The sequence below is a fragment of the Gallibacter sp. Marseille-QA0791 genome (assembly GCF_965119705.1).
GTDB classification, from domain to species: Bacteria; Bacillota; Clostridia; order Peptostreptococcales; family Anaerovoracaceae; genus Lentihominibacter; species Lentihominibacter excrementipullorum.
In genome coordinates, this window is record NZ_CBCPMH010000001.1 from 490,096 (window position 1) to 504,219 (window position 14,124).

General features: G+C 49.1%; 12 protein-coding genes. 11 read left to right on the plus strand and 1 reads right to left on the minus strand.

The features are described 5' to 3' along the window. Positions 1-101: 101 nt before the first annotated feature. A protein-coding gene (locus tag ACQY69_RS02345) for an IS3 family transposase (protein ID WP_428258294.1) occupies positions 102-1,525 on the minus strand; the annotation gives its coding sequence in 2 pieces (ribosomal slippage) (positions 102-1,036 and positions 1,036-1,525; 1,425 coding nt in all). Positions 1,526-1,650: 125 nt separating this feature from the next. On the opposite strand from ACQY69_RS02345, the gene ACQY69_RS02350 reads away from it, so the two are divergent. The 11 genes from ACQY69_RS02350 (at position 1,651) to mutL (ending at position 14,119) form a co-directional block, all read left to right on the plus strand. Continuing rightward, entirely contained in the window at positions 1,651-2,001 is a 351-nt protein-coding gene (locus ACQY69_RS02350) for an Asp23/Gls24 family envelope stress response protein (RefSeq protein WP_428258296.1), read from the plus strand. Further along, positions 1,988-2,386: a transcription antitermination factor NusB gene (gene nusB / locus ACQY69_RS02355; RefSeq protein WP_428258298.1), complete on the plus strand. Its 399-nt coding sequence runs from the start codon at positions 1,988-1,990 to the stop codon at positions 2,384-2,386. Before ACQY69_RS02350 ends, nusB begins: the two co-directional genes overlap by 14 nt. Then, positions 2,379-3,341, plus strand: coding sequence for a peptidase M22 (locus ACQY69_RS02360; RefSeq protein ID WP_428258300.1), 963 nt, complete (start codon positions 2,379-2,381; stop codon positions 3,339-3,341). Before nusB ends, ACQY69_RS02360 begins: the two co-directional genes overlap by 8 nt. Then, positions 3,332-4,528 carry an exodeoxyribonuclease VII large subunit gene (gene xseA, locus ACQY69_RS02365; RefSeq protein WP_428258302.1) on the plus strand — a complete coding sequence of 399 codons (1,197 nt, stop codon included), beginning with the start codon at positions 3,332-3,334 and terminating at the stop codon, positions 4,526-4,528. Before ACQY69_RS02360 ends, xseA begins: the two co-directional genes overlap by 10 nt. A gap of 32 nt (positions 4,529-4,560) precedes the next feature. Beyond that, entirely contained in the window at positions 4,561-4,749 is a 189-nt protein-coding gene (gene xseB, locus ACQY69_RS02370; protein WP_428258304.1) for an exodeoxyribonuclease VII small subunit, read from the plus strand. A 10-nt stretch (positions 4,750-4,759) separates the two neighbouring features. Further along, positions 4,760-5,656: a polyprenyl synthetase family protein gene (locus ACQY69_RS02375; RefSeq protein ID WP_428258306.1), complete on the plus strand. Its 897-nt coding sequence runs from the start codon at positions 4,760-4,762 to the stop codon at positions 5,654-5,656. Positions 5,657-5,678: 22 nt separating this feature from the next. Beyond that, positions 5,679-7,541 (plus strand): 1-deoxy-D-xylulose-5-phosphate synthase, encoded by a 1,863-nt coding sequence (dxs, locus tag ACQY69_RS02380; protein ID WP_428258308.1) that lies wholly within the window; start codon positions 5,679-5,681, stop codon positions 7,539-7,541. Then, complete coding sequence (locus ACQY69_RS02385; protein WP_428258310.1) at positions 7,525-8,316, plus strand: TlyA family RNA methyltransferase; 792 nt, start codon at positions 7,525-7,527, stop codon at positions 8,314-8,316. The genes dxs and ACQY69_RS02385 overlap by 17 nt, the downstream gene beginning before the upstream one ends. 65 nt (positions 8,317-8,381) lie before the next feature. Beyond that, entirely contained in the window at positions 8,382-9,572 is a 1,191-nt protein-coding gene (locus ACQY69_RS02390; RefSeq protein ID WP_428258312.1) for a pyridoxal phosphate-dependent aminotransferase, read from the plus strand. A 30-nt stretch (positions 9,573-9,602) separates the two neighbouring features. After that, a complete protein-coding gene (gene mutS / locus ACQY69_RS02395; protein WP_428258314.1) occupies positions 9,603-12,242 on the plus strand; it encodes a DNA mismatch repair protein MutS in 2,640 nt (879 codons plus the stop codon). After that, entirely contained in the window at positions 12,239-14,119 is a 1,881-nt protein-coding gene (mutL, locus tag ACQY69_RS02400; protein WP_428258316.1) for a DNA mismatch repair endonuclease MutL, read from the plus strand. The genes mutS and mutL overlap by 4 nt, the downstream gene beginning before the upstream one ends. Positions 14,120-14,124: the final 5 nt, after the last annotated feature.

Here is a 14,124-nt window from a genome sequence, read left to right on the forward strand (position 1 = left end):
TTCGAACATAATGAGAAGCACTACAGAGACCTGACTTAGTGAGGTGACCCCCAAAAGTTAGACTTTTTAGCGTAGCAGTTATTCAAGCTGCTACGCTGTTTTTATGCAGCAATAGCTGATTGCCTGTATTCAACAGGGCTTTTCCATCCTAATTTCTTTTTGATACGCTTTTCATTGTAATATACAATATATTTTTCGATAGCTTCTTTTAACTCTTCAAAACTGTAATAGGTATTCCCATAGTACATTTCCTGCTTTAATATGCCAAAGAAATTCTCCATAACGGAATTGTCATAACAGTTTCCTTTCCGGGACATACTTTGAAAGATTTTGTTCTCTTTCAATCTGTTACAGTATACCGTCATCTGATATGCCCATCCTCTGTCAGAATGAAAGGTTCGCCTGTATGGACAATCAGATGTCACTCCAATTGCTTTCTTTTGGGCAGATAATATACTTGCTGCAGAAGGAGTTTTGCTGATTGAATAGCTTAATATTTCACCGTTAAACATATCAAGGAACGGATCGAGGTATAACTTCTTGATTGTAATTCTACCTTTTCCATCAATTTCATAATACTTAAATTCGGTGGTATCGGTAGTGATCTTTTGATGCGCTATTTTAGTGTGAAATCTTCGGTTTATTCTATTTGGTGCGATTCTTCCCACATTGCCTTTGTATGAATTGTAACGCCTGCTCTTTCTTGTGTATGATGTTACCTGCAAACCGAGTTTTTGCATTATTCGCTGCACTTTCTTTTTGTTGACACAAATGCCTTCTCTTTGAAGCATCGCTTTCATACGTCGATATCCAAAATCTTTATGTTCGTTGTGTAAGTCAAGGATATGTTTTTCCAGTTCTTTATTCGGATCTACTCTGTCAAAACGCTTTTGCCAATACATATATGTCGATTTAGGAAAACCTACTACTGCGAGAATCTCTTTTAATCTGAATTCTTCTCGGAGGCTGTGGATGATTCTCGCTGTTTTTTCAGAAGAGCTTCTTCCTCTAAACGCAGCCTCCTCAGTTCTTTTAAATATGCATTCTCTATCCTGAGTTTCAACAGTTCATCTTCCAGTTGTTTTACATATTCTTTGCTTGTATCTACAGTTCCTTCATCTGCAGATTGACTCTTCCTTTTTTGATTTGTATCTTTCGCCATTGATTTTTTCCGACCTTTCTTCTTAGGTCTCAAAGCATCAGGTCCTGCAATTTTAAAATCATTGACCCACCTGGTGATAAGTGTAGGATTGTTCATGCCTTGTGACAGTGCCAATTCTTGATACGAGACTTCACTTGTTAAATACAATTCTACTACATGAAGTTTGAATTCAAAAGAATATGTTTTCTTTTCTCTGGAACGTATTAACCCGGCGTCCCCAAACTCCTGATAATTTTTAACCCATCTGCAAACTTGTTTGTGAGATTCAACACCATACTTTTGAGATAAATACCTATAACCACCTTCACCTTTAAGATAAGCTTCTACTACAGATTTCTTAAATTTAAAACTATATTTTGCCATGAAAAAACCGACCTCCCATCTGTTAGATTTTAGGTCTAACTTTTGGGGGTCGGTTCATAGCTCTGCGGCTGTCTTTTAATTGTCTTTTATGTAGTTTTTTGGTATAATAACTACGAGGTGATTTTATGAATGTCTCAGATGAAGTCATCGCCGTCTGCGCCGTAAACGCTACCCTCAGGACCAGGGGAGTGGCTGAAATGGAGGGCGGCATACCTAACGCCTTGTCCAAAAACCTCCTGGGCAGAGAACTGCTGGCAAAAGGAGTCAAAGTCAATCAGACAGAGGAGGGCGTTGAGACAGACGTATTCATAAAAGTGGAATATCGTGTCGGGATACCGGCCGTGGCATGGGATATACAGGAAAACGTAAAAAGGGAGATCCAGTCCATGACAGGTCTCGACGTCAAAGCTGTCAACATACACGTACAGGGAGTTAAAGTACCTTCGGAGGAAGATATATCAGATGACGAGAAATGAAGCACGTGAAATTTTGATGCAAATACTGTATGAGATGGACGCTACAGGTTCTATGGATCATGAGACGGCGGCCAGACTGACGAGTGAAAGGCTTACGGGAAACAACAGAGAACGGGGCCTCAATATCCTCAACGGCATAGTGGATCAGTTGGAACAGATAGATGGCAAGATCAATGAAAAGAGCCGGTCATGGAAAACCTCCAGAATGCCTAAGGTGGATCTGGCCATCATGCGACTGGCTGTCGGTGAGATGATGGTGGATGACCAGCTGCCTGAAGCCGTGGCCATAAACGAAGCTGTGAACCTGGCGAGAAAATTCAGTATGGAGAAATCGTCGCGCTTTGTCAACGGTGTCCTGGGCGCGATAGTGAATTCTGATGAATGATAATAATTATATATTAGGGATAGATACAAGCAATTACAAAACATCCGTCGCGGTAACGGATAGAAAAGGCAACATCGTATGCGATTACAGAGAACTGCTGAAAGTCAAGCAGGGAGAAAAAGGGCTGAGACAATCCGATGCCCTTTTTCAGCATATAAAAAATCTTCCGCGATTGCTGGAGGAAACTATGAACATTCATCAGTACGATTTTGACGCTGTCGCCTATTCATCGAAACCAAGACCGATGGAAAACTCCTATATGCCGGTGTTTCTGGCGGGAGAAGGATATGGAAAGGCTATCGCAGCGGCTCTCAGAGTGCCCGCCTTCGAATTTTCTCATCAGGAAGGCCATATAGAAGCCATCAAAGCCTATTCAAGACACAGGGACAAAGAGCGGGTACTGGCGTGTCATTTTTCAGGAGGGACATGTGAAGTCCTGCGCGTGAAGGACAATGACAGAGGCTATGATATAGATATAGTTGGAGGATCCATGGACATCTCCTTCGGCCAGGTGCTGGACAGACTGGGAGTCCAGCTGGGGATGCCGTTCCCGGCCGGAGAGGAGATGGACAGGATTGCCGTGAATGCAGACAGTGAATCCCAGTGTCTGACACCTGTAAAGGCGAACGATGGATGGATAAATCTGTCGGGAATAGATACTCAGGCCAGGAGGACATTGGCAGATATGTATATATCCGACGCCACACCCGTCATAAGGGAGCTTTTTCATAAGATGAGCGACGCCATCGTGGCGATGATAAAGCAATGTACTGAAAAAACAGGGATAAGCGATGTCATAATGGCAGGAGGTGTCACGGCCAGCAGCTTCATAAAAGAAGCGATCAGCAGGGCTCCGGAAAGTACAGGCATAGATGTGGAGTTCGGAGACGGTAAACTGGCTCAGGACAACGCTGTAGGCATAGCATTATTGGGAGGCAGATTTCTATGGCGATGAAACCGATAAGCGTTTCGCAGCTCAACAACTATATAAAGCGGACACTCCAGACTGATCCGCTCCTGGGTAATGTCTCGGTCACAGGCGAGATATCTAATCTGAAATTTCACGATTCGGGTCATGTGTATTTCTCACTTAAGGACGAAAGCAGCAGGATAAACTGCTTCATCGCCTCCGATAATCTGATGACACTGGGGTGTATGCCCAGTGAAGGCATGGAAGTGGTGATCGGAGGATATATATATCTGTATATGCGGGGCGGCAGTTATTCCCTCAATGTGAGGACCATGGAAGAATCGGGGCAGGGAGAGCTGGCGGCGGCCTTCGAAAAGCTAAAGAGAAAGCTGGAGGCCGAAGGTCTGTTCGATAAAGAACGAAAACGGGAGATACCACTTTTCCCGGGGAAAATCGCACTGGTGACTTCGCCTACAGGCGCAGCAGTCAGAGATATGATAAAGATAATAACCGGGAAAAATGATTTCGTTGACATCCTGATCTGCCCGGTACTGGTACAGGGACCCAACGCCGCAGGTGAGATCGCGGCGGCCATAGATGATCTCAACAAAAATCATCCCGACGTGGATGTGATAATAGCAGGAAGAGGCGGAGGCTCCATGGAAGAGCTTTGGGCGTTCAACGAAGAAATAGTAGCCAGAAGCATCTACGCGTCCCATATCCCCGTCATCTCGGCTGTAGGGCATGAAATAGATTTCACTATTTCCGATTTTGTCGCCGATATGAGAGCGGAAACACCGACAGCCGCCGCTGAAAGAGCCGCTCCTGACACGGGCGGCATCCGGGGACAGCTGGAAACTATGGAGCAGGAGATGAAAAATCGGCTGACTGCCATTACCAGGGAGAAGAGAAGACTGCTGGAAGCCCTGGATCCCGAAGTCTTCGGCAGGAACCTCAAAAGCCGCATCGCCTTTGACAGACTCAACGCCGATAATATCATGTCGGATGCCGAAAGCAGGATGAGATCGATGCTGACGACGCTTCGCCACAGGACACAGCTGGCCGGTGAGGCGGTAGAATCATCCAGTCCAAGAGCGATCATGGATCGAGGCTACAGCATCGTCACCGATGAGGACGGCAAGGTGGTGAAGAACGCCGACGCTCTCGCAGATCGTCAGCTGATAAACATAGAGGCCGCCAAAGGAAGGGCGACAGCCAGAGTAGAACGATGATGCGGAATGATGATCATATAAGGAGAACAGATATGACTGAGAAGAAGAAAAACTTCGAGGAAACGCTGAAGAAGCTGGAAGAAGCAGCCCAAAAGCTCAAATCAGACGACATTCCCCTCGAAGAGGCCATGAAGAGCTACGAGGAAGGAATAAAATATTACAGGGAATGCGTCGATATCCTGGACAAAGCTGAACAGAAGATCGAGACCCTGGCCAAATAGGAGGTGCGTGATGAAGGATTATACCTTTAACGATTACAGAAAAATGGTAGAAGATCATCTGATGGATTTCATTCCTGATGTGGACCACAAGAGCATCACGCTGTACGAATCGATGAAATACAGCCTGATGTCGGGAGGAAAGAGAATAAGGCCTGTACTGCTGCTGGCAGCGTGCGATTTCTGCGGCGGAAACCTGCGGGAAGCGCTGCCTTACGCCTGTGCCATAGAATATATCCACACTTATTCGCTCATACACGACGATCTGCCGTGTATGGACGATGACGATCTGAGGAGAGGAGTGCCTACCAATCACAAGGTCTATGGCGAGGCTGTGGCCACCTTGGCGGGAGACGGACTCCAGTCGGCCGCGTATGAAGTCATGAGCAGGGATATGCTCTTTTACTTCGACGATGCCGAGGCTCTCAAGAGGAAAGTCAGAGCCGCTTACGAGATCTGTAAAGGAGCAGGCTGCCGCGGTATAGTGGCAGGGCAGATCGCTGATATATCCGTAGGGGATCAGAACTGTTCCAGGGAAATGCTTGATTATATACACCTGACGAAGACTTCCGCCCTCATCGTAGCAGCCATCCGGGCAGGCGCCCGCCTTGGGAATGCCGATGAAGACACGCTGGAGGATCTTACGGTATATGCCGAGAATCTGGGCCTTGCTTTCCAGATACGCGACGACATCCTGGATGTCGAAGGCAGCGAAGAGGAGATGGGCAAGAAGTCAGGCATGGACTCCAAAAATAAAAAAGCCACATATCCGGCTCTGTCCGGGATGGAAGAATCAAAGAAGTGGCTCAACACTCTTACTGAAGTGGCGATAGACGCCTTGAGCAAGTATTACGACAATGCCGAAGTATTCGTCAAGTTGGCGAAAGACCTGGCTGTAAGAGATAAATAGACATTGAAGAGGTGCAACATACATGAGCGATTATTTGAACAGCCTTTCTCTTCCCGGCGATCTGAAGGACATGAGCTACGACGAGCTGGAGCTTCTGACTTATGAGATACGGGATTTTCTCGTGGATAAGGTGTCCAGGACGGGAGGTCATCTGTCGTCGAATCTGGGCGCTGTAGAGCTTTCCATCGCCATCCACAGGGTTTTTGACACTCCGAAGGACAAAGTGATATGGGACGTAGGTCATCAGACATATGTCCACAAGATACTGACAGGCCGTGCTGACAACTTCGACACGCTGCGTCAGATGGGAGGTATGAGCGGCTTTCCTAAAAAGTCCGAAAGTCCTTTTGATACCTTTGATACGGGCCACAGCAGCTCTTCCATCTCGATGGCGCTGGGGATGGCTGTTGCCAGGGATATTTCCGGAGATGATTACGAGGTCATATCGGTCATAGGCGATGGGGCAATGACAGGCGGTCTGGCCTTTGAAGCCCTCAACAACGTAGGGAATCTGAACTCCAAGGTCATCGTCATACTTAACGACAACGGCATGTCCATATCACACAACACCGGAGGCTTCCCGAAATATCTGGGCAAGCTGAGGAGCTCCGGACGGTACATATCGGCCAAGGAGCGGGTGAAGCGCGGTATTTCACGTGTTCCGCTGATAGGAAAGGGCGTAGTCTCCGGGATGCAGCACGTGAAAGATTCTCTGAAATACGCCATGATAGACGGCGTCATATTCGAAGAGCTGGGATTCAAATATTTCGGGCCAATAGACGGTCACGACATCCGGGAAGTATGTGAAGTCCTGGAACTGGCCAAAAGGACGCCAGGTCCGGTGTTCATACACGCCATAACGAGAAAGGGGAAAGGGTACAGTAAGGCTGAAGAAAGGCCCAACGTGTTCCACGGCATAGGCCCCTTTGACATGGAATCGGGAGAAGCGGTCAAGAAGGCAGCGGGCCCGTCCTATTCAAAGGTTTTCGCCGGCAAGCTGACAGAGATGGGGGAGAAAGACAGCCGGATCGTCGCTGTCAGCGCCGCTATGATGGAAGGAACCGGACTGGACGTCTTTCATAAGCGTTTCCCTGACAGAGCTTTTGATGTAGGCATAGCCGAAGGCCACGCGGTGACTTTCGCTGCAGGGCTGGCCGAGGCAGGGATGAAGCCCTTCGTCGCCATCTACTCAACTTTCCTGCAACGCGCCTATGATCAGATCATAGAGGATGTCTGCCTTCAGGGACTGCCTGTGGTGCTCTGCATCGACAGGGCAGGGATAGTAGGTGCTGACGGAGAAACTCACCATGGAGTATTCGATATAAGTTATCTGAAACACATGCCCAACATGACGGTGATGGCACCTAAGGACGGAAAAGAGCTGGAAGCCATGATGGAACTGGCCGCTTCTCTGGATGGTCCGTGCGCCATAAGATATCCGAGAGGTGAAGCCGCCCGGATGGAAGCTGACGCTCCGTTGGAACTGGGAAAAGCTCAGCGGATAGCGGAAGGCAGCGATGTGGATATATGGGCTCTGGGCGCCATGACGGAAAAAGCCCTGGAAGCGTCTCGCATCCTCAAAAGAGCTCATATCGATACAGGTGTGGTCAACATGGCTTTCGTACGGCCGCTGGACGTGGAGCTGCTGAAAAGCTCTGCTCGAAAGACACCGCTGCTGGTAACGTTAGAGGATAACGTCATCACCGGAGGCGCAGGTCAGGAGATCGATGCCGCGCTGATCAACGAGGACGTGAAGATCATCAATATCGGCTGGCCCGATAAATTCATCGAACATGGTACCTGCGACCAGTTATATGAAAAATACGGGATGGACGGCGCGTCCATAGCAGAAAGGATAATAGAAGAACTTGAAAGAGAGACTTGATATCATACTGACAGAAAGAGGCATCTTTCCGTCCAGAGAAAAGGCAAAAGCCTCTGTAATGGCAGGACTCATATATGTGGACGGGCAGCGAACAGATAAACCGGGAACTCCTGTCGATACAAAGGCGGAAATATCGGTAAAGGAGGATCTTTGCCCTTATGTCAGCAGAGGCGGCCTTAAGCTGGAAAAAGCCATAGAGGTCTTCGGTTTTTCGCTGGACGGAAAAACTGCGGCAGACATCGGCGCTTCCACAGGGGGCTTCACAGACTGTATGCTGAAAAACGGAGCCAGGAAAGTATTCGCCATCGACGTAGGATATGGCCAGCTGGACTGGAAACTGCGAAACGATTCCAGAGTCATCAACATGGAAAAGGTAAACGTGCGTTATCTGGACACCGGAACGATTCCGGATATCATAGATTTCATCAGCATCGACGTTTCGTTCATTTCCCTGAAGCTTGTCTTTCCTGTGGCCTCCTCACTGCTGTCGGATGACGGCAGCCTGGTATGCCTGGTCAAACCTCAGTTTGAGGCAGGAAGAGAGCAGGTAGGGAAGAAAGGTATCGTCAGGGACGCGGCAGTGCACGCGGAAGTGATAACGAAAGTCATTGGCTATGGCGAGGACAACGGCCTCTACAGCCACGGCCTTACATATTCGCCGGTGACGGGCACTAAGGGTAACATAGAGTACCTTCTTTATATGAAAAAGTCCCCAGCCTCGTCAGCGCCGGATATATCGACTGTAGTCAGCGCCTCCCACGGAGAACTGGGCTGACACATCGGCGCACCTGGGCGCCGGGTATTGGAAAAGAGGATAACAGCGAAGAAAGGAGCTAAAACGTGAACATATCAGAAAGAATGCTTAAGATAGAACATTCACCCATAAGAAAATTCAATAAGTATGCGCTGGAAGCGCAGGAGAGAGGGATCAGGATATATCGTCTCAACATAGGCCAGCCTGATATAGCGACTCCCCAGTGCTTTATGGACGCTGTAAAGGATTTTGATGACAAGGTCATCGCCTATTCGGAATCGGGAGGAGAGGCTGTGCTCCAGAAAGCCATATCCAAATATTTCGCGGGATATGGTATAGACTTTAAGCCCGATGACATCATGGTAACCAACGGGGGATCGGAAGCCCTCAGCATGATCTTCACCAGCATCCTGGATCCTGGCGATAATGTGATAACGGCAGAGCCTTATTACACCAACTACAACACCTTCGTCACAGCGGCAGGAGGGGATATCGTGCCTGTGACAACCCGGGCTGAAGAAGGCTATAAAGCGGATCCGTCTTTTATAGAAAAAGCCATAAATGACAGGACCAGAGCTATAATCTGCACCAACCCGGGGAATCCTACAGGCCGTGTCCTGTCCCTGGAAGATGTGAAGACGATCGCCGAAATAGCGAAGAAGTACGACCTGTGGATGATAGCCGACGAAGTGTACAGAGAATTTGTCTTCGACGGCAACAAGGTAACGTCCTTTGGCATGCTTCCGGAGTTTTCCGACAGAGTGATAATCGTGGACTCCATATCCAAGCGTTTTTCAGCCTGCGGAGCCAGAGTGGGATGCATCGCCAGCAAAAATCCTCAGATAATGGATAATGTCATGAAAATAGCGCAGGGAAGACTTTCCTGTCCTACGCTGGACCAGATAGGAGCCGCGGCCTTATACGGCATCGATCATTCCTATTACGATGAGATGAAGAACGAGTACGAGAGCAGGAGAGATGCCGTCTACGAAGAGCTCAGCAAGATACCGGGTATAGTTTGCAAGAAGCCGGGCGGGTCCTTCTATATCATGGCAAAGCTGCCTGTGGACAACGTGGAGGACTTCCTCATGTTTCTCCTCACGGAGTTCGATGATAATGGAGAAACTGTAATGTTTTCACCGGCGGAAGGATTTTACGCCACTCCGGGCCTGGGCAAAGACGAGATACGGATAGCCTACGTTCTCAACAGCGATGACATGAGGCGAGGCGCGGAACTGATAAGGCTGGGAATGGAGAAATACAATGCCCGCAGATAGAGAAAGGGTGACGGGAGGAGGACAGAGATAATGGCGGCACAGAAGCTTTCGCCTATGATGCGCCAGTACATGGAGATAAAGGAAGAGTACAAGGACTGCATCCTCTTCTTCAGACTTGGCGATTTTTACGAGATGTTCTTCGAGGACGCTAAGCTGGTGTCCCGTGAATTGGAGCTGACACTGACAGGGAAGAATTGCGGGATGGAAGAACGGGCGCCCATGTGCGGAGTACCGTTCCATTCCGCCGAGACATATATAGCGCGCCTGGTGGAGCGTGGATACAAGGTGGCCATATGTGAGCAGACGGAAGATCCGGCGTCGGCCAAAGGTATAGTGAAACGTGAAGTCATCCAGATAGTCACACCCGGTACCGTCATCAGCAGCTCCATGCTTAACGAAAACGAAAACAACTACATCGCGTCAGTGGTAGCGGACGATCGGGCTATAGGGCTTTCTTACTGCGATGTTTCAACCGGAGAGATACGGCTCACATCCATAAAGGGATCCGGCATGGCAGAGAGCCTGATCAACGAGCTGGTAAAGATCAACGCCCGAGAGATAGTGCTGGACGAGACTACGGGACAGCTGCTGGATGCAGACAACATGAAAAATATCACAGGAGCATATTTCAACGTACTAGCCGCTTCCTACTATGAACCGTATGCCGTCCGCTCGGCTATATTGAGACAGTTTGACGTTTCGGCACTGCTTGGACTGGGGATCGAAGAGGATTCCGCTTCGGAAGCAGCTCTGGGTGCGCTTCTCATATATCTTCATGAAACGCAGAAGAAATCCCTGGGTCACATAGCCCAGCTGAACGTTTATTCCATGGGACAGAACATGTCTCTGGACAAAGCCACCATAAAGAACCTTGAACTGACCGAGACCCTTTTCGAGAAGAAGATCAGAGGGTCTCTTCTTGGTGTTCTCGACAAGACTCATACGGCTATGGGTTCAAGAAAGCTGAAGCAGTGGATAAAGGAACCTCTCAACGACGTGACAGCTATAAACGATCGCCTGGACGCAGTCGAAGCGCTGCTTGATCAGGTCATCATCAGGAACAACATCAAAGAATCGTTGAAGCGCGTGTATGATTTCGAGAGGCTCACAGGCCGCATCGCATGCGGTACAGCCAACGGAAAGGATCTCATTGCCCTGAGGAACTCCTGTTCGGTCCTTCCTGACATAAAAGATGAGCTGGCGTCGATGGAAACGGCTCTCGTTTCAGGTATAGCAGAAAACATCCACTCGCTGGAACACGTATACGATCTCATAGACAAGGGCATCGTCGAAGACCCTCCTTTCTCAGTCAGGGAAGGCGGTATCATAAAGGAGGGCCATTCCGATCAACTGGACGCCCTGAAAGCTTCCATCAAGGACGCTCAGGACTGGATAGCCGGTCTTGAGCACAGCGAAAGAGAACGCACCGGGATAAAAAATCTTAAAGTCGGATATAACAAGGTGTTTGGTTATTACCTGGAGGTCACTAGATCTTATTATGACCTCATCCCGGACAACTACATAAGGAAACAGACGCTGGCCAACTGTGAGCGTTTTATAACACCGGAGCTGAAAGAAACAGAGAGGCTGGTCCTCAACGCTGAAGCAAAGATAAACCAGATGGAATATCAGCTGTTCACAGAGATAAGACAACAGCTTCAGGGATATATACGCGAGATCCAGGAAACGTCAAAAGCTATCGCTGCTCTGGACGTGCTGGTATCCTTCGCGGAAATCAGCGAGAAAAACGATTATGTCAAGCCTTCAGTGGATGGAAGCGATGTGATAGAAATAAGGAAAGGAAGACATCCTGTCATCGAGCAGACCATCAGAGATGGCATTTTCGTCAGCAACGACACCTATCTCAACAGAAGTGACCAGAGCCTGCTGCTGATAACAGGACCTAACATGTCAGGAAAATCCACTTACATGCGTCAGACAGCCCTCATCGTGCTGATGGCACAGGCCGGTTGCTTCGTACCGTGTCAGGAAGCCAGGATAGGCGTATGTGACAGGATATTTACCAGGATAGGTGCCTCCGATAATCTGGCTCAGGGTCAGAGCACTTTCTTCGTGGAAATGAGCGAGCTTTCATACATACTCAATACGGCTACTTCAAGGAGCCTGGTGATACTGGATGAGATAGGCAGAGGGACCAGCACTTACGACGGGCTTTCCATCGCCTGGGCGGCAGCGGAGTTTCTATGCAGACCCCAGCGGATGATACGGACCCTTTTCGCCACTCACTATCACGAGATGACCCGGCTGGAGGATTCCATTGAAGGAGTGAAGAACCTCAACGTTGATGTGGCCGAAGAAAACGGTGATGTGGTTTTTCTCCACAAGATAGTTGAAGGAAGCGCCAGCAGAAGTTACGGCATCCATGTTGCCAAACTGGCAGGAGCGCCTAAAGAACTGCTGGAAAGGGCCGAGGAACGGCTCTTCGAGCTGGAAAGCGGAGCAGAGGCGGCGATGGCAAAGCCGTTGGCTGCGGAGCTGACAGCTACCCCGGTGGCAGCCGCCGGCGCCGCGGAAGCTGAGGAGACTCAGCTTTCCTTCCTTAGCTCTATCCCCGACCCGGTGACAGAGAAGCTCAGAAACCTGGATCTGATGAACACCACGCCTTCTGAAGCTCTCAGGATACTGGAAGAACTCAAGGAGCACATATGATAAGGATACTGGATAAGAGCACAGCCGACAAGATAGCGGCTGGAGAAGTCATAGACAGACCTGTCTCTATAATAAAGGAGTTGCTGGAAAACTCCCTGGACGCCGATGCTACCAGCATTACCGTAGAAATAAAAAATGGCGGCAAATCCTATATACGTGTCACCGATAACGGCTGTGGCATAGAAGGAGACCAGGCTGAGTTGGCGTTCACACGTCACGCCACCAGCAAGATCTCCACCGCTCAGGATCTGGACGCCATACATACCCTGGGATTCCGAGGCGAAGCGCTGGCCAGCATATGTGCTGTAGCGCGAGTGGAGCTGATAACCAGGACAGATGGTGCAAAGACCGGACGCAAGATATCAGTGGAAGGCAGCCAGGTGCTGGAAAACAACGCTACAGGCTGTCCTGAGGGCACGACAGTGACTGTCCGTGATCTGTTTTACAACGTTCCCGCCAGACAAAAATTCCTCGCTTCCGACAGCGCCGAAACCAGACGAATAGTCGATATGGTATCCAGGCTGTCGCTGGCCTACGGCGATGTGAAGATAACACTTATAAACAACGGTAAACATGTGTTCTCGACACGCGGCAATGGAAATATATACAACAATATCGTGACTGTTTACGGGAACGAAGCCGGAAAGGATCTGCTGCCGGTGGAAGGGGCCATGAGCGGATACATCCTGAAGGGCTTCGTATCTGCCCCGTCCGCTTCCTCACCATCGAGAAGCAGACAGATATTCTGCGTCAATGGCAGGATAGTCTCCAGCAAGGTGATGGAGAAAGGACTGGAAGCCGCCTATAAGGAAAAACTGTTTCACGGCAGATTCCCCGTAGCGTTCCTTTTTCTCAGCATGCCGGCCGAAAAGGTGGATGTCAATGTACATCCCACCAAGAAAGAGATACGATTCGACGATGACTTCGAGGTGGAAGATTTCATAGAGAGAAACGTCCAAAGAGCGCTGACCGCAAAGGAAGCCCTCCCTCAGATACGCTCGGAAAATATAAGATCAGCCGCGACCGGAAGTCCCGATATTCCGGCAGGGACTGCAACAGCACAGGAACCGTTGCGGCCTGCCGCTCCGTCTCCTGCGGTTGCCGAGGAAAGGGGCGGATATGCCTCCCGGTCGATATCGGCAGCGCCGGCAGGAGAGAAGCAGGGCTGCGATCGGGACGGCGCGGAGCACGAGTATGAAGAGCATCAGGTTGACATAAAATCGTTATTATCCAGCATGCGTGAAAGACATGATAATGAAGAGCGTGCCATACACCCTGAACCGGCAGAAAACATGTATTTCGATTTCAGGGAACTGGATTATACAGGCACACTGTTCAACACTTATATCATGGCCTCAGATGAAGATGATTTCTACCTCATCGACCAACATGCGGCTCATGAGAGGGTCTTTTACGAAAAGCTGTTGAACCAGTACAATTCTGCCGAAAAATCCAGTCAGCAGCTGCTGCTACCGATAAACATCGGCGTCTCTGTCAATGTAACGGCTTCAGAGGAGACATGGATAGATGATCTGAGGGCAATGGGCTATGATATCGAATTCTTCGGCAACAACACATACATCGTCAGAGAGATACCGGCTTTCATGGACATATCCGAAGCCGAAGCTTTCCTTTCGGATTTTTTCAGTGCTCTGGACGACAAGCCGGATCTGACCGACAGGAGGATGCTGGAAAAGATAATCATGAAGTCGTGCAAAAGTGCCGTCAAAGGCGGGGACGTATTGTCTTTCCAGGAGATAGACAGTCTCATAAAAGATCTCTCATCGTGCGTCAATCCTTTTTCTTGTCCTCATGGAAGGCCAACATTCATAAGGATGACGAGATACGAGATAGAAAAAATGTTCAAAAGAGTATAAAAAGG